Genomic DNA, 22034 nt, shown 5'->3' with positions numbered 1-22034 from the left:
CGAGCGAGGAGCACAGCCCATGACGTCGCAGGCCGCGGACCGACCGGAGACGGTCGGCGCCTCGCGCCGCTCCAAGATCACGCCGGAGCGTGAGCAGGAGTTCTTCGACGCCGTGCTCGCACAGATCCGTGAGTGCGGCTACGACGCCATCACCATGGAGGGCATCGCCGCCAGCACCAGGTGCAGCAAGTCCACGCTGTACCGGCAGTGGAAGACGAAGCCGCAGTTCGTGGCGGCGGCCCTGCGGTCCCACCGCCGGGTGCGCTTCGCCGGGATCGACACCGGCTCCCTCGCCGAGGACCTGCGCCAGGCGGCCCGGGTCGCGGGCGAGTGTTCGGGCAAGGACACCCTGCTCCAGGCGCTCGGGCACGCCGTCATGCAGGACCAGGAACTGCAGCGGGCGCTGCGCGAGGCGCTCGTCGAGCCGGAGATCGCCGCGCTGCGGGAGATACTGAGGCGCGGGGTCGAGCGCGGTGAGGTCCCCGCCGACCACCCGGCGCTCGAGTACGTGCCCGCACAGATGTTCGGCGTGCTCCGGATGCGCCCCGTCATCGAGGGCGAGTACGCCGACGCGGACTACCTCGTCCGGTTCGTGGAGGCCGTCGTGCTGCCGGCACTCGGCCTCCCCTGAGATCAGGTCGCCGTCCACGGGATGACTGGACGGTGGCCTGCCCGCGCCGCACCGTGGGGACGGGGGCGGCGCGCACCCCCCGGCCGGGTGGGATGCCCTTTGAGCGGAAGGGCACCCCACCCGGCCGACTCGTGTCCGGGGGGCGCGGACCGGTCAGACGTCCTGACCGCTGCCGCCCCCGGTGGACACCTCGATGCCCTCGGTGATCTCGTCGATCACGGTCTGCTTCCCGTCGGCGTCGACGCCGAACCGCACGACGACGATCCGCTCGGGGTCGGCGGGTGAGGGGAAGGCGAGCGACTCGACGAAGCCGTCGGCGCCCTTGGCGGTGACGGCCTTCCAGCGGACCAGGTAGCCCTTCTGTCCGGCGACGGTCACCGCCTCGGAGGCCAGCACCTCGTGCGAGGTGATCTCGCCGTAGGACTTGCCGCCGTAGGACTCCTCGGCGTTCGCCTCGATGTCCGCCTTCGCGACCTGTTCGGCCGTGTCGCCCTTCGTGCCGAGCACGACCGCGGGCGCCGAGTAGGCGCCGCCCTTGGTGCAGGTCTTGGAGGTGTCGCCGGGGCACTCGTAGCTGTCCTTCGACGTCACCTGCGCGCCGACCGACAGTTCCTGGCCCTCCCAGCCGTCAGGAACCGGCAGGCTGATCCCGCTCACCGGGTCCGTCACCGAACCGCTGTCCACGGTCGGCGGCTCGGAGCCGCCGGGGGAGTCGGGAGCGGGCGACTCACCGCCGAAGGGGGCGTTCCGGTCACCGCGCCGGTCCTGCTGCTGGGAGCCGGCGCTGGTGCCGTCCGAACCGTCGTCGTCCGTCATCACGTACGCGCCGACCCCGATGCCGGCCAGCACGGCGACGGCCACGGCCACGGCCGTGCCCGTGCGCAGACCGGACCGCCGGCCGGCGGTCCGGACGGGATACCCGGGATACCCCGGATGCACCGGGTAGGGCCCGGGAACGGCGTCGGCCGCCGGCGGCTGCGCCGGCTGCGGCGCCGGGGGACCCCACGCGGCGGCCGACCCCGCGGGGCGGACCTGGTCGGTCCACGCCTTGCCGTCCCACCAGCGCTCGGTGGCGGGACCGTCACTTGTCTGCCCGGGGTCCGGATACCACCCGGGAGGAGTCACCTGCGTCATGCCCCCACCGTATGAGGCGTCGGTGAAAGGGGGATGAGAGGAGTCGGTCACGAACAGATCCCGACCCACCCCGCCCCGGCGAAATCCGGCGACCAGGCTGCTCCCATCCCTGCCGGTACGGGTCCGGGCGCTTTCACGCCTGTGCCGCAGTCGGCTCGGCGGCCCGTTGGTACGGGTCGCGGGGTTCCGCGGTTGTGTTGCAGTCGGCTTGGGGGCTTTGCCGGTGCGGGTTCGCGGAGCACCGGCGTCTGTGCCGCAGTCGGCTCGGCGGCCCGTTGGTACAGGTCGCGGGATTTCGCGGTTGTGTCGCAGCCGACCCGGGGCTCTGCTGGGTGCGCGAAGTATCCGCGGGCTGGCCGCAACCGGCTCGGCTGCCCTGCCGGTACGGGTCCGCGGCCCGGCGCCTCAGCCGCAGTCGGCTCGGCGGCCCGGCCTGAAGGGCTCGGCGGATCCCGTGGGCCCGCCGCTCAGCGCAGCACCAGCCGCACCGGCCGCTCGCGGGCCGGCGGTGGCAGCCGCAGCTGCTCCCGGCCGGGCGTCACCGAGCCGAGCACGCTGCCGTGCCGCGCGCCCGTGCTCGCCGGCTCGGTGCCCGGCAGGCCGTGCGCGGTCAGGAACCCGAGCACCGCGAACGCGTACGCCTCCTTCGCCTGCGACGCGAGCCCCAGTTCGTCGGAGGTGCGCAACGCCGTGTCCGGCAGCAGGCCCGCGAGCATGTCCATCAGCACCGGGTTGCGGGTGCCGCCGCCCGAGGCGATCACCTCCGTCGCGCCCACCGAGCGCACCGCGTCCGCGACCGTCCGGGCCGTGAGCCGCGTGAGCGTGGCGACGACGTCCTCCGCGGGCAGCGTCCCGAACCCGGCGAGCGCGTCGCGCAGATGACCGAGGTGGAACAGCTCCTTGCCCGTCGTCTTGGGCGCGGGCAGCGCGTAGTACGGCTCGTCGAGCAGCCGGCGCAGCAGCCCCTCGTGCACGGTGCCCGCGGCGGCCAGCGCCCCGTCGGCGTCGTACGCCAGGCGCCCGCCGCTGAAGCCCCGCGCCGCGGCGTCGATCAGCGCGCAGCCCGGACCGGTGTCGAAGGCGGTCCCGTCGGGAGCGGTCAGATTGGCGATGCCCCCGATGTTCAGCGCCACCGGCGTGCCCGGCCGGCCGCGCAGCCACAGCAGGTCGACCAGGCTCACCAGCGGTGCCCCCTGCCCACCGGCCGCTACGTCGCGCGTCCGGAAGTCGGCGACCACCGGCAGCCCGGTCGCCTCCGCGATCCAGGCGGGCCGGCCGAGCTGCAGCGTGCCGTGCACCCGTCCCTCCTCCACCCAGTGATGGACGGTCTGCCCGTGCGACGCGACCAGTTCCGCCCGACCGCCGCACAGTTCACGGTCCGCCCGCACGGCCGCCGCCGCGAACGCCTGCCCGATCCGCGTGTCCAGCCGGCACACGTCGGCGAGTGTCACGGCGGCCGGGGTCAGTGCGTCGGCGAGGGCCCGGCGCAGCGGCTCGTCGTACTCCTCGCTCACCATGCCGAGCGGTCTCATGACGAGACTGTCACCGTCCAGCTCCAGGTCCGCCGCCGCCGCGTCGATGGCGTCGTACGACGTCCCGGACATCAGCCCGATCACCCGCATGCCCTCACCTCGCCCTTCTGGTGCCCGGCGCGAGGAGCGCGAGCACGCTCACCGCACACGTGGCCGCCGCGTAGTACGCGGGCACGTCCACGTTGCCGGTCCGCTCGACGGTCTCGGTGATGACGAGCCCCGCGCAGCCCGAGAACACCGCATTCGACAGGGCGTAGGCGAGCCCCAGACCCGTGTAGCGCACCCGGGTCGGGAACATCTCGGACAGCATCGCCGGACCGGGCCCCGCCATCAGCCCCACCACGGCACCCGCGCCGAGGACCGCCGCGCCCTTCGCCGCGTTCGACGCCCCGGTGTCCTGGAGCAGGTCCAGCAGGGGCACCGCGAGGACCACCACCAGCACCGCGCCGGTCAGCATCACCGCCCGCCGCCCGACCCGGTCGCTCAGGTACCCGGCCGGAACGATCGTCACCGCGAACCCCAGGTTGGCCAGCACGGTGGCCACCAGCGCCTGCTGGAAGCTCGCGTCCAGACTGCTCTGCAGATACGAGGGCAGCACGACCAGGAAGGTGTAACCGGCCGCCGCCCAGCCCATGATCCGCCCGGCGCCCAGCGCGATCGCCCGCACGACCTCACCCGCGGGCGGCGTCACCTCCTCGCGCTCCTGACGGAACGCCGGGGTCTCGTCCAGCCGCAGCCTCAGCCACAGCGCCCCCAGCCCCAGCGGCAGCGTCATCAGGAACGGCAGCCGCCAGCCCCACGCGCTCAGCTGACCCGGCGTCAGCACGGTGGCGAGCAGCGCCGCCGCCCCCGCACCGGCCAGCAGCCCGAGCGCCACCGTGAACGACTGCCAGGAGCCGTACAGCCCGCGACGCCCCGGCGGGGCGAACTCCGTCATCACCGACACCGCGCCGCCGAACTCACCGCCGGCCGACAGTCCCTGCAGCACCCGCAGGAAGGTCAGCAGCCACGGCGCCAGAGCGCCCACCTGCGCATACGTCGGCAGCGCTCCGATCAGCGCGGTCGCCACCGTCATCAGCGCGATCACCAGGACCAGCACCGGCCGGCGGCCGATCCGGTCACCCAGCCGCCCGAACAGGGCCGCGCCCACCGGCCGGAAGAAGAACGCCAGCGCGAAGGAGGCGTAGGTCTTCACCAGCCCCTCGATCTCGCTGCCGCCCTCCGGCGTGAAGAAGCGTGCCGCGATGACGGTCGCGAAGTAGCCGTAGACGCCGAACTCGTACCACTCGATGAGATTCCCGACCGAGCCCGCGACGAGGGCCCGGCGACGGTCGTCGCGTCGTTCCTGGTAAATGGCGCTCACCTCACGCTTGTTGACGTTCGGTCGGACGGGTTGGCTGGTGACGGGCCGGGCGCGTCGCACGCGCTGTACCGCATGTCACCCGTCACGGCAACTGCTGCCCGGTCAGGCCACCACTCAGGCAGTCGGACGGCTAGGCTCAGGCTCTGTACGTCGTTCGGGCGACTTGGGGAGGTAGCGGGATGACGGAGGTACGGCCCACGGCCGCCGCCTCGGCTTCCCTGTGGGAGCGCGACGCGGAAGTCGCCGCCGTCACACGGGCGGTCGACACCCTGTGCGCGGACGACTCGTCCTCCGGCAGCCTGCTGGTGTGCCGGGGCGAGGCCGGATTCGGCAAGACCGCGCTGCTGGCCGAGACCCGTCGCATCGCCGAGGCCCGGGGCTGCACGGTCTGGTCGGCGCGCGGCGGCGAGACCCTGCGCTCCGTCCCCTTCAACGTCGTGCGGCAACTCCTGCAGCCCGCGCTCGTGTCGATGCTGCCCGAGGAGGCCCGCGACTACCTCGGCGACTGGTACGACATAGCCGGCCCCGCCCTCGGCATAGCGGAACCCGGTGAGCGGCAGGCCGACCCGCAGGGCGTGTGCGACGGCCTGGTCGCCGCCGTGCGCCGGCTCGCCCGCCGGGAATGGCCCCTGGTGCTGCTCATCGACGACGCGCACTGGGCGGACCAGGAGACCCTGCGCTGGCTGGCCGCGCTCGCCGAGCGTCTCGACGAGACGTCCGTACTGGTCGTCGTCGCCCGCCGCCCCGGCGACGCCACCGGCGACAGCGCCCGCCACCTCGACGCGATCGCCGCCGCGGGAGACCACTTCGCCACGCTGAACGCCCTCACCCCGGAGGCGACGGCCGGGCTCACCCGCGCCACGCTGGGCGCGCACGCCGACGCGCCGTTCTGCCGCGAGGTGTGGGCCGTCACCGGCGGCAACCCCTACGAAACCGTCGAACTGCTCGCCAAGGTCCAGGACACCGAGCTGGAACCGGTCGAGGCCCAGGCCGGCGAACTGCGCGCCCTGAACCGCTCGGCCCGCGGCGGCGGCCTGGTCGCCCGGCTGGAACAACTCGGCGTGGACGCCACCCGCTTCGCCTGGGCCGCCGCCATCCTCGGCACAGGCATCACCGTCGACATGGTGGCCCGGCTCGCCACCCTGGACCACGACGACGCCGCCCGCTGCGCCGAGCTGCTGCGCACTGCACGCATCCTGACCGCGCCCGACCCGGCTGCCGGGCAGATGCCCGCCGACGACCTGGAGTTCGTCCACCCGCTGATCGCCACCGCCGTCTACAACTCCATCCCGGACGCCCTGCGCACGGCCATGCACGGCATAGCGGCCCAGCTCGTCACCGACTCCGGGCTGGGGGCCGCGGCCGCCTCCCGCCATCTGCTGAGGGTCCACCCCGACGACGACCCGGAGGTCGTCGGACAACTGCGGGAGGCCGCCCGCGAACACCTCGCCGTCGGCGCCCCCGACGCGGCCCGCCGCTGCCTCGAACGCGCCTTGCAGGAACCGCCGCTGCCGGACACGCACGCCCGCGTTCTCTACGAACTCGGCCGCGCCACCCTGCTCACCGCGCCCGCCACGACCATCGGCCACCTGCGGACCGCCCTCGCCATGCCGGGCCTGGACGGAGCCGAGCGCGTCGACGCCGTCTTCCGCCTCTCCCAGGCCCTGCTCCACAACGACCAGCTGGAGGAGGCCGTCCGCACCGTCGAGGCGGAGGCCGCCCGGACCCCCGAGGGCCCCGTGCGGCTGCGGTTGCAGGCCGTCCAGTACATGTGGGAGGGCATCCACGCCGGTGAGACGGCATCGCCCGGCCGCTCGGCCCGTCTCGCGGAGATCGCCGCGAACTGCACCGGCCGCGACAACGCCGAACGCGCCCTGCTGATCCTGCGCGGCTTCGACGCCATGACCCACGGCGAGAACGCCGAGCAGGTCGCCGAGCTGTGCGACCGGGCCCTCGTCAACGGCCGCCTCGCACCCGGGCTCGGCTGGACCGACAGCGAGTGGGGCCTGGAACTGCCGATGATGCTGGCCAGCGCCTACGCGTACACGGACCGGCTGGACCGCGCCGAGGCGCTGTTCACCGAGGCCCTGCGCGCCTACGAGACGGCCGGCTGGAGCGGCGGCCACCTCGCCCTCGCCCTCGCACACGCCTACGTCGGCCTCGGCCACCGCAGGCGGGGCAGGCTGAAGGAGGCGGAGGCGTCCTTGCGCGAGTCGCTGCGCATCGCCGAGCGGGTCGGCCGCGGGCTGCCGCTGTACTGGTCCGCGATCTGCAACCTGGTCGACACCCTGCTCGCCCGCGGCCACGTCGACGAGGCATGGGCGGTCGCCGGCCAGTACGGGTTCGCCCCGCCGTACCCGTCCACGATCGTGCTGCCGGACCCGCGCGTCGTCCGGGGCCGGCTGCTGCTCGCCGTCGGCCGCACCAAGGACGGCGTCAACGAGCTGGAGGTCGCCGAGAAGGCGGCGGCCTCACGGGGCCATCACAATCCCGTGCTGGTTCCGTGGGCGACCGACCTGGCCCGGGCCCTCGCCGCCGAGGACCCGGCCCGGGCCGCGCGACTGGCCTCGGACGCCCGCCGCCACGCCGAGCGCTTCGGCACGGACACCGCCATAGGGGAGGCACTGCGCTGCGCCGCCGCCCTGGAGACCGGGCAGAGCGCTGTCCGGCTCGCCGCCCAGGCGGTCACCTATCTGGAGGCATCGCCCTGCCAGTACGAGCACGCCGCCGCCCGCGTCGAGTACGGCATCGCGGCGCGCTCCGAGGCCGAGCTGAACCGGGGCCTGGCGCTGGCGCGTTCGTGCGGCGCGGACGGACTGGTGACGCGGGCCGAAGAGGCGCTGGCGGCGGGATGCGGACTGGGCTGAGGCCCGTCCGGCTCAGCTCCCCGCGCCGTCCTCCTCGGCCAGCACCCGCTGGGCCGTGGCGAACGCCGAGTTCGCCGCCGGCACCCCGCAGTACACGGCCGTCTGCAGCAGCACGGCGCCGATCTCCTCGGGGGTGAGGCCGTTGCGCCGGGCCGCCCGCACGTGCATGGCCAGCTCCTCGTAGTGGCCGTGCGCGATCAGCGCCGTCAGGGTGATCATGCTGCGCTCGCGGCGCGAGAGCGTCTCGTCGGTCCAGATCTCGCCCCACGCGTAGCGTGAGATGAAGTCCTGGAAGCGGGCCGTGAACGGCGTCTGCCGCGCCTGCGCCCGGTCCACGTGGGCGTCGCCCAGCACCTCGCGCCGCACCGCCATGCCCCGCCTGGCACCTCCGCCGAGGTGGGCGCGCAGCGCGGTCAGCACCGCCTCGGGGCACTGGGCGGGCGCCAGGTGCGAGGCACCCGGGATCTCGACCAGCGTCGAGCCCGGCACGGCGTCCGCGATCTCCCGCAGATGCGCCGGCGGCGTCGCCGGGTCGTCGCGCCCGGCGATCAGCAGCGTGGGCACGGAGATGCCGGCGAGCCCGTCGCGCAGGTCGAACGCGGCCAGCGCGTCGCAGCAGGCGGCGTACGCCTCCGGATCTGCGTCCCGGTGGTCCCGGACCAGTCCGGGCACGGTGAACCCGCCGGTGAACCACCGGTCGTTCGCGCTGTCCGCGAGCTTCGCCAGCCCTTCGGCACGCACCAGCGCGGCCCGCTCCTCCCACGGCTTCGCACCGTTGAAGTGCGCCGACGAGCAGATCACCGCCAGCGACGACACCCGCTCCGGGTGGTGCAGGGCCAGGTGCAGACCCACCGCACCGCCGAGCGAGACCCCCGCGTAGGCGAACCGCTCCACGCCGAGCGAGTCGGCGAGCGCCAGCACCAGGTCGGCGAGGTCACCGACGGTGGCACCGGCCGAGATGAGATGGGCCGGTGAACCGCCGTGCCCCGGCAGGTCCCAGCGGATCACCCGGTGCCCGATGGACAGCTCGGGCGCCACCTCGTCCCACAGGGCGTACGAGGTGCCCAGCGAGGGTCCGAGCAGCAGCGGGGGAGCGGACTCGGGGCCTTCGGTCAGGTGGTTGAGTATCGTCAACGTCGCTCCAGGGCACGGTCGGTGAGGATTTCGGCGGAGCCGGTGTAACGAGCGGGGTCGGTGAGGTCGCCGACGTCGATGCCGCTCAACTCGGGCTCCGCGGCGAGCAGTTCTTCCAGGTCGCGGCCTTCGGTGTAGGTCCGCTCGGTGATCTCGGTCAGCAGGGCCTTGGCGCGGGCCCGCCCGAGCGCCGGCGCCAGTTCGGCGGACAGCCGCTCGGACACGATCAGCCCGTGCGTGAGACCGAGGTGGTCGCGCATGGTCCCGGGGTGCACCCGTAGCCCCTCGGTGAGTTCGGCGGCGTCCCGCGCGGCACCGCCGGCCAGCCGCAGCAGCTCCCGCAGCGGTTCCCACTCGGCGTGCCAGGCCCCGGCCGGCCGCTCGTCCTCGGCGGCCAGCGAGCCGTACAGCGTGGCGGCGAGCTGCGGCGCGCGCCGGGCCGCGGCCGCAATCAGCGTCGCCCGCACGGGATTGGCCTTGTGCGGCATCGCGGACGAGCCGCCGCCGCTGCCCTCCGCGACCTCGGCGATCTCCGTCCGCGAGAGGGTGAGCACGTCCGCGGCGATCTTCCCCAGTGCCCCGGCCGTGAAGGCCAGGCAGCCCGCCAGATCGGCGATCGGCGTGCGCAGGGTGTGCCAGGGCAGCAGGGGGGCCCGGAGGCCGAGTTCACGGGCGTACGCCGCCGGCAGCGCGGTCGGCTCCGTCGCGCCGTACGCCGCGAAGGCCGCCAAGGTCCCCGCCGCGCCGCCCAGTTGGGCGGGCAGCGCATCGCGTACGGCGACGATCCGGTCACGCGCGTCGAGCACCAGCGAGCGCCATCCGGCGGCCTTCAGCCCGAAGGTCGTCGGCACGGCGTGCTGGGTCAGCGTCCGGCCCGGCATCGGCGTGTCGCGGTGGTCGGCGGCCAGGCGGGCCAGTGCGCGCTCGGTGCGGTCCAGGTCGGCGAGGACGAGGCCCAGGGTGCGCACGGCCACCAGCATCGTCGCCGTGTCCAGGATGTCCTGGCTGGTCGCCCCCCGGTGGACGTAGGGGCCGTACTCCTCACCGACCGCCTTCGTCAGATCGGCGACCAGCGGGATCACCGGGTTCCCGCCGCCGCGGGCCCGCTCGGCCAGCGAGCGCACGTCGAAGCGGGTCGGGTCGGCCGCGTCGGTCACCGCCGTCGCCGCGCCCTCGGGGGCGAGGCCCAGCGCGGCCTGCGCACGGGTCAGCGCCGCCTCGGCGTCGAGCAGCGCCCGCAGATAGGCGCCGTCCCCGGTCGCGGCGGCGGCCGGGGAGCCCGCCCACCCGGGGGCGATCAGGCTCGTGCCGGCGTCGGCAGGGATGTCCGCAGCTGTCACTGGAACTCCAGGAAGACCGTCTCGCCCTCGCCCTGAAGGCGGATGTCGAAACGGTACGTGCCGTTGCCCTCCTCCGCCGCGATCAGCGTGTCGCGGCGGGGCTCCTCCACCTGGGCCAGCAGCGGGTCGGCGGCGAGCGCCGCGTCGTCGCCCGGCAGGTAGATCCGGGTGAACAGGTGCACGAGCAGACCGCGCGCGAAGACGCACACGCTGACGTACGGGGCGTTCCGTCCGCGCGCTCCGGGCCGGAGCGTCCGCGCGTACCAGTGCCCGTCGGCGTCGGTCTGGATGCGCCCGAACCCGGTGAACTCCACGCCGTTGCGCCCCAGGAAGTCGCCGGAGGCGGGGTCGCGGCGCATGGAGCCGTCGGCCGTCGGCAGGTTGCCGTCCTGGTCCGGCCCCCACAGCTCCACCAGGGCGTCCGGCAGCGGCTTGCCCTCGCCGTCGAGCACGTACCCGTGCACGGTGATCGTGTCGGGGTGTCCGAGGGGCGCGATGTCCTCGCCGCCGCGGAACGGCAGCGCGTACCCGTAGAACGGGCCGACGGTGTGCGACGGCGTGGGCAGCACGTTCTCCGGCCTGCTGGTGTCGATCTTCGTCATGGCGGGTCAGCGTCCTTCTTCGATCCAGGTGGCGTTCGGGCCGTCGAGCACGATGTCCCAGTGGTAGCCGAGGGAGAACTCGGGCACGGACAGGCTGTGGTCGTACGTGGCGATCAGCCGCTGCCGGGCGGCGTCGTCCGTGACGGACTGCAGGATCGGGTCGTACGGGAACAGCGGGTCGTTGGGGAAGTACATCTGCGTCACGAGCCGCTGCGTGAACGCCGAGCCGAACACCGAGAAGTGGATGTGCGCCGGCCGCCAGGCGTTGACGTGGTTGCGCCACGGGTACGGCCCCGGCTGGACGGTGGTGAAGCGGTAGAAGCCGTCGTCGTCGGAGATCGTGCGGCCCACGCCGGTGAAGTTCGGGTCCAGCGGGGCGTCGTGCTGCTCCCGCTGGTGCGCGTAGCGGCCGGCCGAGTTGGCCTGCCAGATCTCCACGAGCTGGCCGCGCACGGGACGCCCGTTGCGGTCCAGCAGCCGGCCGGAGACGGTGATGCGCTCACCGATCGGCTCACCGGTGTGCTGCCGGGTCAGGTCGTTGTCGATCTCGGTGATGTCCCGCTCCCCGAAGGCGGGGGAGGACAGCTCCACCAACTCGGGGTCCTTGGTGACGTCGATGGCGATCGGCGGCTGCTTCGGGTGGCGCAGCACCGAGGAGCTGTAGGGGGCGTAGTCGCGGCGCGGGTGGTGCTCGACGGGCGCGCCGTCGGCGACCCGCTTCTCGTAGGCGGCGTGCTCGGCCGCGATCTCCGCGTCGATGTCGGCTTGCGTGAGAGTCATGTCAGTCCCCGGGGGTCCTTAGCGTTCGAGGAGGAGGGCGAGGCCCTGGCCGACGCCGATGCAGAGCGTGGCGATGCCGGTGCCGTGGCCCTTGCGGGCGAGCTGGTGGGCGAGGGTGCCGGCGAGCCGGGCACCGGAGGCGCCCAGCGGGTGACCGAGGGCGATGGCGCCGCCCTGGGGGTTGAGGATCGCCGGGTCGAATTCGGGCCACTCGGCCACGCAGCCCAGCACCTGGGCGGCGAAGGCCTCGTTGAGTTCCAGGACGTCGAGGTCGGCGAACGTCTTGCCGGCCTTGGCCAGGGCGCGGTTCACGGCCTCGACCGGGGCGAGCCCGAAGTACTGCGGGTCGTTGGCCGAGACGCCGGTGGCCGAGATCCGGGCGAGCGGTTCCCGGCCCGTGGCCTTCAGGCCCTCCTCGTCGACGAGGAGGAGGGCGGCGGCGCCGTCGTTGAGCGGCGAGGCGTTGCCGGCCGTGACGGTGCCGCCCGTCTTGCGGAAGGACGGCTTGAGCTTCGCCATCGCCTCCAGGGAGGCGCCGGGCCGCACGCACTCGTCGGCGGCGAAGAGGACCGGGTCGCCCTTGCGCTGCGGGACGGGGACGGGCGCGAGTTCGGCGTCGAACAGGCCGTCGGCCTGGGCCTGCGCCGCCTTCCGGTGGGAGGCGAGGGCGAACTCGTCCTGCTGCTCCCGGGTGATCTTGTGCTTGTCCGCGATCAGTTCCGCCGACTCGCCGAGGGGGATGGTCCACTGCGGGTCCATCGCCGGGTTGACCATGCGCCAGCCCAGGGTGGTGGAGTACAGCTCGGCGTGCCCGGCCGGGAACGGCCGCTCGGACTTGGGCAGCACGTACGGCGCCCGGGTCATCGACTCCACGCCGCCCGCGAGGGCGATGTGGGCGTCGCCGCAGGCGATGGCGCGGGCGGCCTGGATCACCGCCTCGAGGCCGGAGGCGCACAGCCGGTTCACGGTGACGCCGGGCACGGAGGTGGGCAGGCCGGCGAGCAGCGCGGCCATGCGGGCGACGTTGCGGTTCTCCTCGCCGGCTCCGTTGGCGTTGCCGAAGTACACGTCCTCGATGCGGGACGGGTCGAGGTCGGGGGTGCGGTCGAGCAGGGCGCGGACGGCGTGCGCCGCCAGGTCGTCAGGGCGGACGCCCGCCAGGCCGCCGTTGTACCTGCCGATCGGGGTGCGGACCGCGTCGACGATGAAGACGTCCCTCACTGCAGGCCCTCCGCGATGACGAGCTTGGCGTCGGTCTTGGTGACGATCTCGTCGACGGTCACCCCGGGGGCGCACTCCGTCAGCACGAGTCCGTCGTCGGTGACGTCGAGGACACCGAGGTCGGTGATGATCCGGTCCACGCACGCCTTGCCGGTCAGCGGCAGCGCGCACTCCTCGAGGATCTTGGCGGAACCGTCCTTCGCGGTGTGCGTCATCACGACGATCACGGTGCGGGCACCGTGGACGAGGTCCATCGCGCCGCCGATCCCGGTGATCATCTTGCCCGGGATCGCCCAGTTGGCCAGGTCGCCGCGGGCGGAGACCTGCATCGCCCCGAGCACGGCGACGTCGATGTGCCCGCCCCGGATCATGCCGAAGGAGAGGGCGGAGTCGAAGAAGGAGGCGCCGGGCAGGACGGTGACGGTCTCCTTGCCCGCGTTGATCAGGTCCGGGTCGACCTGGTCCTCGGTGGGGTAGGGGCCGGTGCCCAGGATCCCGTTCTCGGATTCGAGGGTCACCTCCACGCCCTCCGGGAGGTAGTTGGGGATCAGCGTCGGCAGGCCGATGCCGAGGTTGACGTACTGGCCGTCCTCGAGCTCCCGGGCCGCCCGCGCGGCCATCTCTTCACGCGTCCAGGGCATCAGGAACTCACCGTCCGCTTCTCGATCTTCTTGTCGGCGGCCTGCTCCGGCGTCAGCGCGACCACCCGCTGTACGAACACGCCCGGCAGGTGCACGGCGTCCGGGTCGATCTCGCCGGGCTCCACCAGCTCCTCGACCTCGGCGACGGTGACCCGGCCGGCCATGGCGGCCAGCGGGTTGAAGTTCCGGGAGGACTTGGCGAACACCAGGTTGCCGTGCCGGTCGCCCTTGGCCGCCCGCACGAGGGCGAAGTCGGTGCGGATGCCGCGCTCCAGCACGTACTCGGTGCCGTCGAACTCGCGGACCTCCTTCGCCGGCGACGCCAGCGCCACCCCGCCGGAGCCGTCGTAACGCCACGGCAGCCCGCCCTCGGCGACCTGCGTGCCCACTCCGGCCGGCGTGTAGAACGCCGGGATGCCGGCGCCGCCGGCCCGCAGCCGCTCGGCCAGGGTGCCCTGCGGGATCAGCTCCACCTCCAGCTCGCCGGCCAGGTACTGGCGCGCGAACTCCTTGTTGGCCCCGATGTACGACCCGGTCACCCGCGCGATGCGCCCCGCGGCCAGCAGCACGGCCAGGCCCGAGTCCATCGCCCCGCAGTTGTTCGAGACCACCGACAGCCCGCCGGTCCCGCGCTCGTACAGCGCCTGGATCAGTACGTTCGGCACACCGCTCAGCCCGAAACCACCCACCGCCAGCGACGCGCCGTCCGGCACATCGGCCACTGCCTCACCGGCCGTGGCCACCACCTTGTCCATCCGAGAAGCCCCATCTCTTCCAAGCGCCCGAGGAACAAATTAATCAGGGCACTGAGTATTTCAGCGAGGTTGCCCACACGCTGCCACCGGAGAGCCGAAGCGTCAAGAGCTGCAAAAAGACCACGTAGATCGCTTGCGTGGGTCGCGGACACCGCACGTGCGGAGGGGTATCGTTCAGTGCACCAACGAATGCGACCACGGGAGCGCACATGGCCGCGGTGGACCTTGCCACCCATCCCGGGCACCTGGCCCGGCGGCTGCAGCAGGCGCACTACCTGCTGTGGAACACGATGGTCTCCGAGGAGATCACCTCGCCGCAGTTCGCGGTCCTCAACGCGCTCGTCGCCGAACCCGGCCTGGACCAGCGGACCGTCGGGGAGCGGGTGGGTCTGGACCGGTCCACCATCGCCGAGGTGATCAGCCGGCTGGGCCGCCGCGGGCTGCTCGACAAGGTCCGCGACCCGCAGGACGGCCGTCGCTTCCTGCTGCGGCTCACCGACGAGGGGCTGCGCACGCACCGGAAGCTGACCGTGCGGACCGCCCGGATGAACCAGGTGTTCCTCGCCCCGCTCTCCGCAGCGGAGCAGTCGCTCTTCTTCGAGCTCATCCGGCGGGTGGCGGACGCCGCCGAGGGGCTGCGCAACCCGGCCGAACCGGCGGTGGCTCCCCGCTGACCCGGGCCTCCGGGCGGCTCAGGGCGTCCGCGCGAACACCACCCACACCTGGCCCTCGGCGAAGCTCACCGGCGTACCGTCCCCCGCGGTGAACGTCGTGCCCTCCGCGGCCGCCCCCCGCTTCCACGTGACGTCGTGGGCCCGGCCGTCGCGCAGCACCTCCGCCCGTCCGGAGCCCACCGACTCCACGTACGGGGTGCGGCTGCCGAGGGAGTCGTGGAAATCCGAGTCCCGCATCCGCACGTACTGCACGACCACGGTCGCGGGTGCCAGCCGCCGTCCGTCCGGCGTGACGGCGGGGCGGCCGTCCATCCCGACCAGCCAGCGGCCGTCCGCCGCCGACCAGGTGAAGGTGAAGCTCGCGGCCGGATAGCGCACCGTGCGCGCCGCCTCGGTCCTGCCGCCCACGGGGGCCTCGCCGTGGCGGAAGCCCGTCGTCAGGGCCGACGGGCCGGGAGCCGAGGGCAGCAGCCGGCCGGGGCGCAGGTAGAGGTTGTGCGGGGCCGGTCTGCCGCTGTCCCGGACGTAGGCCTCCGGCGCCCGCTCGGGTGTCTCCGCGCGCAGCGGTGCCGCGTCGATCAGCGGCAGCAGCCTGCCCTGCGCTCCGGAGAAGGCGAGCGCCGGCCGGTCGAACTGGCCGAGCAGTTCCAGGTCCGACTCGCGGGCGCTGCGCACCGGTCCGACCACCTCCGGGAGCCTGGAGGCATAGACGGCCATCAGCCGGCTCAGCCCGCCCTCGACCGGTTCGACGTACACGACGTCGGCGGCGTCGAGCCCCGTCTGGGGCCGGGCCGCGGACACGTTGTCGATCTTCACGGCGAGCACCGGGCCGACGCTCGCCGCGCCGGGCGACTCGCTCGGCCGCGCGGAACGCCCGCGCCCGTCGTCGCCGTCGCCCGGCCCGGGGCGCCCCGTGCAGCCGGCCGCGACGGACAGCGACACGGCGGCGGTCAGCAGTGCCGCCGTCACCGTGCCGAACCGCCTGCGCGCTCCTGGTGGCATCGTCCCCACCGCCTCCCCACCGCCCGCCTGTCACGCTCTATGACCATGATTGTCTACTTCTGATCACATTACGCGGCTTAGCTGATCAAATGAGGAAAGGCGCGGCGAGTCGTCCGATCGGCCGCAGCGTCACGGTTGGCCGGGGAGGGGCCCGGGTACCCGGCCGCACGGATGTCCGACGCGCACGGTGACGGAGGGAGCGCGACACCATGAAGGCAGTGACCTGGCAGGGCAAGCGGGACGTACGGGTCGAGGACGTGCCGGACCCGAGGATCCAGGAGCCGACGGACGCGGTCATCCGCATCACGTCCACCGGGCTGTGCGGCTCCGACCTGCATCTGTACGAAGTTCTCACCCCGTTCATGACACCCGGCGACATCCTCGGCCACGAGCCGATGGGCTTCGTCGAGGAGGTCGGCCCCGAGGTGACCGGGCTGAAGCCCGGCGACCGGGTCGTCGTGCCCTTCCAGATCGCCTGCGGGCACTGCTTCATGTGCGACACCGGGCTGCCGACCCAGTGCGAGACCACGCAGGTCACCGGCGAGCACATGGGCGCCGCCCTGTTCGGCTACACCCGGCTGTACGGCGCGGTGCCCGGCGGTCAGGCCGAGTACCTGCGCGTGCCGCAGGCACAGTACGGCCCGATCAAGGTGCCGGAGGGTCCGCCGGACGACCGCTTCGTGTACCTCTCCGACGTCCTGCCCACCGCCTGGCAGGCGGTCGCCTACGCCGGCGTCCCGCAGGGCGGCAGCGTCGCCGTGCTCGGACTCGGCCCCATCGGCGACATGGCCTGCCGGGTCGCCCAGGTCAAGGGCGCCGGCCGGGTGTTCGGCGTGGACCTCGTACCGGAGCGGCTGCAACGGGCGCGGGAACGGGGCGTGGAGACGTACGACCTGCGGTCCTTCGACAACGAGAAGGAACTGGTCGCCGCGATCCAGGACGAGACCGACGGCCGGGGCCCCGACGCCGTGATCGACGCGGTCGGCACCGAGGCGCACGGCAGCGCCGCCGCGAAACTGGTTCAGCAGGGCGCCGCGATCCTGCCCCGCAAGATCGGCGGGCCCCTGGCGGAACGCTTCAGCATCGACCGGCTCGCCGCCCTCAACACCGCCATCGAACTGGTGCGGCGCGGCGGCACCCTCTCGCTCATCGGCGTCTACGGCGGGATGGCCGACCCGATGCCGATGCTCACCCTGTTCGACAAGCAGATCCAGATGCGGATGGGCCAGGCCAACGTGCGCCGCTGGAGCGACGAGATCATCCCGTTCCTGACGGACGAGGACCCCCTCGGCGTGGAGGACTTCGCCACCCACCGGCTGCCGCTGGCGGACGCGCCCCACGCCTACGAGATGTTCCAGAAGAAGCAGGACGGCGCCGTCAAGGTCCTCATGCAGCCGTGAGGAGTCAGCCGAGGATCTGCGTGAGGTCGTAGCGCACCGGCTCCTCCAGCTGGGCGTAGGTGCAGCTCTCCGGCGTCCGGTCCGGTCGCCAGCGGCGGAACCGGGCCGTGTGCCTGAAGCGCGCCCCGTTCTCCATGTGGTCGTACGCCACCTCGGCGACCCGCTCCGGCCGCAGCGGCACCCAGGACAGGTCCTTCTTGCCCGACCAGCGGCTGGGGGCGCCGGGCAGCCGGGCCGTCTCGTGCGCCGCCTCGTCGGACCAGGCCGCCCACGGGTGCCCCTGGACGTCGGCCATGCGCAGCGGCTCCAGCTCGTCCACGAGCTCGGCGCGCCGCTTCATCGAGAACGCCGCGCACACACCCACGTGCTGGAGGGCACCCCGGTCGTCGTACAGGCCGAGCAGCAGGGAACCGACCACGGGGCCGCTCTTGTGGAAGCGGTAACCGGCGACGACGACGTCCGCCGTGCGCTCGTGCTTGACCTTGAACATGGCCCGTTCGTCCTGGCGGTACCGAAGGTCGAGCGGCTTGGCGACGACACCGTCCAGTCCCGCGCCCTCGTACTCCTCGAACCACTGCCGGGCCACCTCGACGTCGGTCGTCGCCGGTGCCACGTGCACCGGGGGCATGACCTGGGACAGCGCCCGGACCAGCAGCGAGCGCCGGTCGGACAGCGGCACGTCGAGCAGCGACTCGCCGTCCAGCGCCAGCAGGTCGAAGGCCACGAGGGAGGCGGGCGTCCGCTCGGCCAGGGCCCGCACCCGGGAGTCCGCCGGGTGGATCCGCTCGGTCAGCGCGTCGAAGTCCAGCCGCCCCTCCCGCGCGACGACGATCTCCCCGTCCACCACGCAGCGCTCCGGCAGCCGCTCCCGCACGGCCGTCACCAGCTCCGGAAAGTACCTGGTCAACGGCTTGCCCGTACGGCTGCCGAACTCGACCTCGTCGCCGTCGCGGAACACGATCGCCCGGAACCCGTCCCACTTCGCCTCGTACTGCATTCCCGGCGGGATGCTCGCCACGGACTTGGCGAGCATCGGCTTCACGGGTGGCATGACGGGCAGATCCATGCTCCGACTCTAGGAGCCGCCCCCGGTGTGCGCCTGCTGAGCGGACGCCGGCGGAAAACCGGGCCCGGACGGTGCCGGGCGCCCTGTCGGCCAGTCGCCGGTGATCTTCGACCGGGACGTGTGCACCCGGCCGGAGCGCGTCGGCCGGCTGCCCCGGGAGACAGGGGTCACCCACCCGCGGCGTTCCCTGCCGGCCGCCTTCACCGCCGGGCTGCCCGGCGCCCCCGACGACCACCGTGGAGCCCTCCTGGGCTTCGGTCTGTTCCGCCCGGCGGAGCCGGCGACGGCGGTCCGCCATCTGTCCCCAGGGCAGTGCGCCGGCTCGCGCCGGCCCGTGTGCTGCGCGACCTGGTGGATCTGCTGCTCGACGAGCCCACCAACCACCTCTCGCCCGCCCTGGTGGAGGATCTGGAGGAGGCCCTTCACCACTACCAGGGTGCGCCGGTGACGGTCTCCCACGACCGCATGGCCGCCCGGCGGTTCACCGGGCGTCGCCCACGGATGCACGCCGGCCGCCTGGCCGAATGGGCCCGCCCGTCGGCCGCGCCGCCCGCCCGTCGGCCGCGCCGCCCGCCCGTCGGCCGCGCCGCCCGCCCGTCGGCCGCGCCGCCCGCCCGTCGCGGCGGCCAGCTCGGCCCGGCGCCTGATGTGCGAGGTCCGTGCGGTGCGCCTACCGTGGCTCGCATGGCGGAAGCGGTGGAACTGGAAGCGGGCGGCCGGACCGTGCGGCTGTCCAATCCGGGAAAGGTGTTCTTCCCGGAGCACGGCTACACCAAGCTGGACCTCGCCCGGTACTACCAGGCGGTCGCCCCCGGCATCCTGCGCGCCCTGCGCAACCGGCCCACCACCCTGGAGCGCTACCCGGACGGCATCACCGGCGAGTGGTTCTACCAGAAGCGCGCCCCGAAGAACATGCCCGACTGGATCCCGACGGCGCACATCACCTTCCCCAGCGGCCGCAGCGCCGACGAGATGTGCCCCACCGAGGAGGCCGCGGTGCTGTGGGCCGCCCAGTACGGCACCCTCACCTTCCACCCCTGGCCGGTGCGCCGCGACGACGTCGACCGCCCCGACGAACTGCGCATCGACCTCGACCCGCAGCCCGGCACCGACTACGACGACGCCGTCCGCGCCGCCCACGAACTGCGGGCGGTGCTGGAGGAGTTCGGCGGCCTGCGCGGCTGGCCGAAGACATCCGGCGGGCGCGGCCTGCACGTCTTCGTGCCCATCGAGCCGCGCTGGACCTTCACCCAGGTGCGGCGCGCCGCCATCGCCGTCGGCCGGGAGATGGAACGGCGGATGCCCGAGCACGTGACCATCAAGTGGTGGAAGGAGGAGCGCGGCGAGCGCATCTTCATCGACTACAACCAGACGGCCCGCGACCGCACCATCGCCTCCGCCTACTCCGTGCGCCCCCGCCCGAACGCCCCCGTCTCCGCGCCTTTGCGCTGGGACGAGGTGGGCGTCGCGCACCCCGCGGACTTCGACATCACGACCATGCCCGCGCGCTTCGCCGGACTCGGCGACGTGCACGCGGACATGGACGACCACGCCTACTCCCTCGACGCCCTGCTGGAGCTGGCCTCGAAGGACGAGCGCGACCACGGGCTCGGCGATCTGCCGTACCCGCCCGAGTATCCGAAGATGCCGGGGGAACCCAGGCGGGTACAGCCGAGCCGTGCGAAGAAGCAGCCGGGACCTACAGCTCCTTGATCCGGACGTCCCGGTACGAGACCACGTCCGTCGTGCCGTGCACCTGCAGCCCGACGTAACCGGAGGCGAACCGCCGCCCGTCCGTGCCCGGGTCGTCCGAGCGCGGCGGGGTGAAGTCCTGGCCGCCGATGTTGTCGAACTCGTTGATCAGCACGCCGTTGCGGTAGACCGAGTAGTGCTGGTCCACCACCCGGATCTCGTAGTCGTTCCAGGTGCCCTTCTGGGTCACCCCGGCCCCGGCGAGCCCGACCCGGTCGAAGCCGTAGACGGAGCCCGTCTTGTACATGTCGCCGCTCGGGCTGTCGAACACCTGCACCTCGTGCCCGTACTTGATGGCGACCCACTCCGGCCGTGACTCCTCCGGGTGGTCGTGGACCCACGGGAAGCGCACGAACACACCGGAGTTGGCGTTGCCGGTGCCGGGGGCGTCGTCACGCCACTGGAGCTTCAGCGAGAAGTCGCCGTACTTGCGCTCGGGGAACCACAGCATGCCCAGGCCCGGCTTCGTGGTGCCGGAGGTGATCGACCCGTCCGGGTTCAGCCCGAACGAACCGCCGCCCACCTGCTCCCACTTCGCGAACGACTCCGGGCTGCCGTCCATGATCGTGCGGTAGCCCTCGGTCTGACCGGGCCTGCCGATCCCGGACTGGCGGGCCGCCTTGTTGATCGCCCGGTACTCGCGCCGGTCGACGACGCCCTCGTCGAGCAGCCGGTCCAGGACCTCCTGCACGTGCTTCAGGAACAGCGCCTGGGACGTCCACTCCTTCTCGTCCTCGATCAGCTCGCCTATCCGGCACCGGTTGTTCGTCACCCGGTTCGGCACACCCGAGTCGACCGTGCCGACGATCACCGTGAGCCGCTCGTCGTACTCCGGGCAGTCGGGCGCGGGCACCCCGCCGCCGGTCACCACCGTGAAGCTCACGGTCAGCGGTGCCGAGGTGTTGCCCGCCTTGTCGGTCGCCCGGTACGCCACGGTGTGTGTGCCGGTGCGGTCGACGACGACGGGTGCGGTGTACGCCAGGTAGGGGCCGGAGTCGAGCGAGTACTCGATGCCCGCCACGCCCGAGCCGCCCTCGTCGGTGGCGCTGACGGTCACCGTGGCCTTGCCGACGTAGGCGCCGTCGGAGTTCTTCGTGCCCTCCACCGTCGCGCCGGTCACGGGCGCGGTGGTGTCCTGCGGGGGAGCGGCGACGACGGTGAACCCGACGTTCTTCTCCGCCGCGGCGTTGCCCGCCTTGTCGGTGGCGCGGTAACGCACGGTGTGGGTGCCGACCTGGTGCACCATCACCGGCGCGGTGTACGCCTGCCAGGCACCGTCGCCGATCGCGTACTCGATGGTGTTGACGCCGGAACCGGTGTCGGAGGCGGTGACGGTCACCGTCGCCATGTCGATGTACGCGCCGTCCGCGTTCCGCTCGCCGCTGACCGTCGCCGAGGTCTCCGGCGGGGTCTCGTCGTCCGTGGGCGGGGCGACGACGGTGAAGGTGACGCTCTTCTCGGCGGCGGCGTTGCCCGCCTTGTCGAAGGCCCGGTAGCGGACCGTGTGGTCGCCGACCTGGTCGACGACGACCGGCGTGGTGTACGGCTGCCAGGCGCCGTCCGCGCCGATGGCGTACTCGATGCGGTCGACGCCGGATCCCTCGTCGGTGGCGGCGACGGTGACGCTCGCGGCACCGACGTACTGGCCCGCGTCGTTCTGCGTGCCCTGGACGTCCGCCGACGTCTCGGGTGCCGTCGTGTCCTCGCCGCCGCCCTCGGTCACCACCAGCACGCCCTGCATCTGCCCGTGTCCGGGGATCGTGCAGTGGTACAGGTAGCGGCCGGGGCTGAGGGTGACCTCGGCGGTGTGCCGGCCGCCCTGGTCGTCGAAGGGATTGGCCAGGATGTTGAGCTGGACGTCGCTGTTGTACTCGGGGTCGTTGGTCACGAACGTCAGCGTGTGCGGCATGCCGGTGGTGTTGCCGGTCGCCGCGCTGTTCTCGAAGACGATCGTGGCCGGCCCGGCGACCGCGGTCTCGGGCGCCGACGTGTACTTGGTGATGTCGTCGCCCGCCGTCCAGGTGAGGACCTGTTCGGCGGCCTCCTCGGCGGCCCTCGGCTGTCCGGACGCGGACGTGGCCTGCAGGCCGAGCGCCATCAGCAGGGCGGCCAGCAGGGCGGCCCAGATCCTTCGGTGCCG

General features: G+C 73.2%; 18 protein-coding genes. 5 read left to right on the top strand and 13 right to left on the bottom strand.

What is annotated here, in order from left to right:
- Positions 1–19: 19 nt before the first annotated feature.
- On the top strand, positions 20–631 hold the full coding sequence (locus IE260_RS00320) for a TetR/AcrR family transcriptional regulator (protein WP_189868355.1): 612 nt from the start codon (positions 20–22) through the stop codon (positions 629–631).
- Positions 632–784: 153 nt separating this feature from the next.
- Here IE260_RS00320 and IE260_RS00315 read toward each other — a convergent pair whose 3' ends face one another.
- From IE260_RS00315 to IE260_RS00305, 3 genes are all read right to left on the bottom strand, one after another.
- On the bottom strand, positions 785–1765 hold the full coding sequence (locus IE260_RS00315; RefSeq protein WP_189868354.1) for a DUF2510 domain-containing protein: 981 nt from the start codon (positions 1763–1765) through the stop codon (positions 785–787).
- 467 nt (positions 1766–2232) lie between these two features.
- Entirely contained in the window at positions 2233–3387 is a 1155-nt protein-coding gene (locus IE260_RS00310) for an anhydro-N-acetylmuramic acid kinase (RefSeq protein ID WP_189868353.1), read from the bottom strand.
- A gap of 4 nt (positions 3388–3391) precedes the next feature.
- Positions 3392–4660 carry an MFS transporter gene (locus IE260_RS00305; RefSeq protein ID WP_189868352.1) on the bottom strand — a complete coding sequence of 423 codons (1269 nt, stop codon included), beginning with the start codon at positions 4658–4660 and terminating at the stop codon, positions 3392–3394.
- A 179-nt stretch (positions 4661–4839) separates the two neighbouring features.
- Here IE260_RS00305 and IE260_RS00300 point away from each other — a divergent pair, with 179 nt between their 5' ends.
- On the top strand, positions 4840–7527 hold the full coding sequence (locus tag IE260_RS00300) for an ATP-binding protein (RefSeq protein ID WP_189868351.1): 2688 nt from the start codon (positions 4840–4842) through the stop codon (positions 7525–7527).
- A gap of 12 nt (positions 7528–7539) precedes the next feature.
- Here IE260_RS00300 and pcaDC read toward each other — a convergent pair whose 3' ends face one another.
- From pcaDC to IE260_RS00265, 7 genes are read right to left on the bottom strand one after another with little or no spacing between them, the layout of a single operon-like run.
- On the bottom strand, positions 7540–8661 hold the full coding sequence (gene pcaDC, locus IE260_RS00295) for a bifunctional 3-oxoadipate enol-lactonase/4-carboxymuconolactone decarboxylase PcaDC (RefSeq protein WP_189868350.1): 1122 nt from the start codon (positions 8659–8661) through the stop codon (positions 7540–7542).
- Complete coding sequence (gene pcaB / locus IE260_RS00290) at positions 8658–10001, bottom strand: 3-carboxy-cis,cis-muconate cycloisomerase (protein WP_189868349.1); 1344 nt, start codon at positions 9999–10001, stop codon at positions 8658–8660. Before pcaB ends, pcaDC begins: the two co-directional genes overlap by 4 nt.
- Positions 9998–10603 (bottom strand): protocatechuate 3,4-dioxygenase subunit alpha, encoded by a 606-nt coding sequence (gene pcaG / locus IE260_RS00285; protein ID WP_189868348.1) that lies wholly within the window; start codon positions 10601–10603, stop codon positions 9998–10000. Before pcaG ends, pcaB begins: the two co-directional genes overlap by 4 nt.
- Before the next feature lie 6 nt (positions 10604–10609).
- A complete protein-coding gene (gene pcaH / locus IE260_RS00280; RefSeq protein WP_189868347.1) occupies positions 10610–11383 on the bottom strand; it encodes a protocatechuate 3,4-dioxygenase subunit beta in 774 nt (257 codons plus the stop codon).
- An 18-nt stretch (positions 11384–11401) separates the two neighbouring features.
- Complete coding sequence (locus tag IE260_RS00275; protein WP_189868346.1) at positions 11402–12604, bottom strand: thiolase family protein; 1203 nt, start codon at positions 12602–12604, stop codon at positions 11402–11404.
- Positions 12601–13245, bottom strand: coding sequence for a CoA transferase subunit B (locus IE260_RS00270; protein ID WP_189868345.1), 645 nt, complete (start codon positions 13243–13245; stop codon positions 12601–12603). Before IE260_RS00270 ends, IE260_RS00275 begins: the two co-directional genes overlap by 4 nt.
- Complete coding sequence (locus IE260_RS00265) at positions 13245–14000, bottom strand: CoA transferase subunit A (protein WP_189868344.1); 756 nt, start codon at positions 13998–14000, stop codon at positions 13245–13247. The genes IE260_RS00270 and IE260_RS00265 overlap by 1 nt, the downstream gene beginning before the upstream one ends.
- A gap of 209 nt (positions 14001–14209) precedes the next feature.
- Here IE260_RS00265 and IE260_RS00260 point away from each other — a divergent pair, with 209 nt between their 5' ends.
- A complete protein-coding gene (locus IE260_RS00260; RefSeq protein ID WP_189868343.1) occupies positions 14210–14674 on the top strand; it encodes a MarR family winged helix-turn-helix transcriptional regulator in 465 nt (154 codons plus the stop codon).
- 18 nt (positions 14675–14692) lie between these two features.
- On the opposite strand, the gene IE260_RS00255 is transcribed toward IE260_RS00260, so the two are convergent.
- Positions 14693–15676 carry a DUF3048 domain-containing protein gene (locus IE260_RS00255; RefSeq protein ID WP_189868342.1) on the bottom strand — a complete coding sequence of 328 codons (984 nt, stop codon included), beginning with the start codon at positions 15674–15676 and terminating at the stop codon, positions 14693–14695.
- A 209-nt stretch (positions 15677–15885) separates the two neighbouring features.
- Between IE260_RS00255 and IE260_RS00250 the strand changes: the two genes are divergently transcribed.
- Entirely contained in the window at positions 15886–17076 is a 1191-nt protein-coding gene (locus IE260_RS00250) for a zinc-dependent alcohol dehydrogenase (protein ID WP_189868341.1), read from the top strand.
- Positions 17077–17080: 4 nt separating this feature from the next.
- On the opposite strand, the gene IE260_RS00245 is transcribed toward IE260_RS00250, so the two are convergent.
- A complete protein-coding gene (locus tag IE260_RS00245) occupies positions 17081–18142 on the bottom strand; it encodes an ATP-dependent DNA ligase (RefSeq protein ID WP_189868340.1) in 1062 nt (353 codons plus the stop codon).
- A 684-nt stretch (positions 18143–18826) separates the two neighbouring features.
- On the opposite strand from IE260_RS00245, the gene ligD reads away from it, so the two are divergent.
- Positions 18827–19855 carry a non-homologous end-joining DNA ligase gene (ligD, locus tag IE260_RS00240; RefSeq protein WP_189868678.1) on the top strand — a complete coding sequence of 343 codons (1029 nt, stop codon included), beginning with the start codon at positions 18827–18829 and terminating at the stop codon, positions 19853–19855.
- Here the strand turns inward: ligD and IE260_RS00235 are convergent.
- Positions 19842–22022, bottom strand: a complete 2181-nt coding sequence (locus IE260_RS00235; protein ID WP_189868679.1) for an OmpL47-type beta-barrel domain-containing protein — start codon at positions 22020–22022, stop codon at positions 19842–19844. The two genes, ligD and IE260_RS00235, sit on opposite strands and share 14 nt — an antisense overlap.
- Positions 22023–22034: the final 12 nt, after the last annotated feature.

Origin of the sequence: Streptomyces viridiviolaceus, assembly GCF_014650995.1 — a bacterium.
Classification (GTDB): domain Bacteria; phylum Actinomycetota; class Actinomycetes; order Streptomycetales; family Streptomycetaceae; genus Streptomyces; species Streptomyces viridiviolaceus.
Note: the sequence above shows the minus strand (reverse complement) of the source record. Positions and strands in the feature narration are given on the sequence as shown.

Coding starts and splice junctions, on each gene's coding strand:
- IE260_RS00320 (WP_189868355.1), top strand. CDS start 20: ATGACGTCGCAGGCCGCGGACCGACCGGAGACGGTCGGCGCCTCGCGC.
- IE260_RS00315 (WP_189868354.1), bottom strand. CDS start 1,765: ATGACGCAGGTGACTCCTCCCGGGTGGTATCCGGACCCCGGGCAGACA.
- IE260_RS00310 (WP_189868353.1), bottom strand. CDS start 3,387: ATGCGGGTGATCGGGCTGATGTCCGGGACGTCGTACGACGCCATCGAC.
- IE260_RS00300 (WP_189868351.1), top strand. CDS start 4,840: ATGACGGAGGTACGGCCCACGGCCGCCGCCTCGGCTTCCCTGTGGGAG.
- pcaG (WP_189868348.1), bottom strand. CDS start 10,603: ATGACGAAGATCGACACCAGCAGGCCGGAGAACGTGCTGCCCACGCCG.
- pcaH (WP_189868347.1), bottom strand. CDS start 11,383: ATGACTCTCACGCAAGCCGACATCGACGCGGAGATCGCGGCCGAGCAC.
- IE260_RS00270 (WP_189868345.1), bottom strand. CDS start 13,245: ATGCCCTGGACGCGTGAAGAGATGGCCGCGCGGGCGGCCCGGGAGCTC.
- IE260_RS00265 (WP_189868344.1), bottom strand. CDS start 14,000: ATGGACAAGGTGGTGGCCACGGCCGGTGAGGCAGTGGCCGATGTGCCG.
- IE260_RS00260 (WP_189868343.1), top strand. CDS start 14,210: ATGGCCGCGGTGGACCTTGCCACCCATCCCGGGCACCTGGCCCGGCGG.
- IE260_RS00255 (WP_189868342.1), bottom strand. CDS start 15,676: ATGCCACCAGGAGCGCGCAGGCGGTTCGGCACGGTGACGGCGGCACTG.
- IE260_RS00250 (WP_189868341.1), top strand. CDS start 15,886: ATGAAGGCAGTGACCTGGCAGGGCAAGCGGGACGTACGGGTCGAGGAC.
- IE260_RS00245 (WP_189868340.1), bottom strand. CDS start 18,142: ATGGATCTGCCCGTCATGCCACCCGTGAAGCCGATGCTCGCCAAGTCC.
- ligD (WP_189868678.1), top strand. CDS start 18,827: ATGGCGGAAGCGGTGGAACTGGAAGCGGGCGGCCGGACCGTGCGGCTG.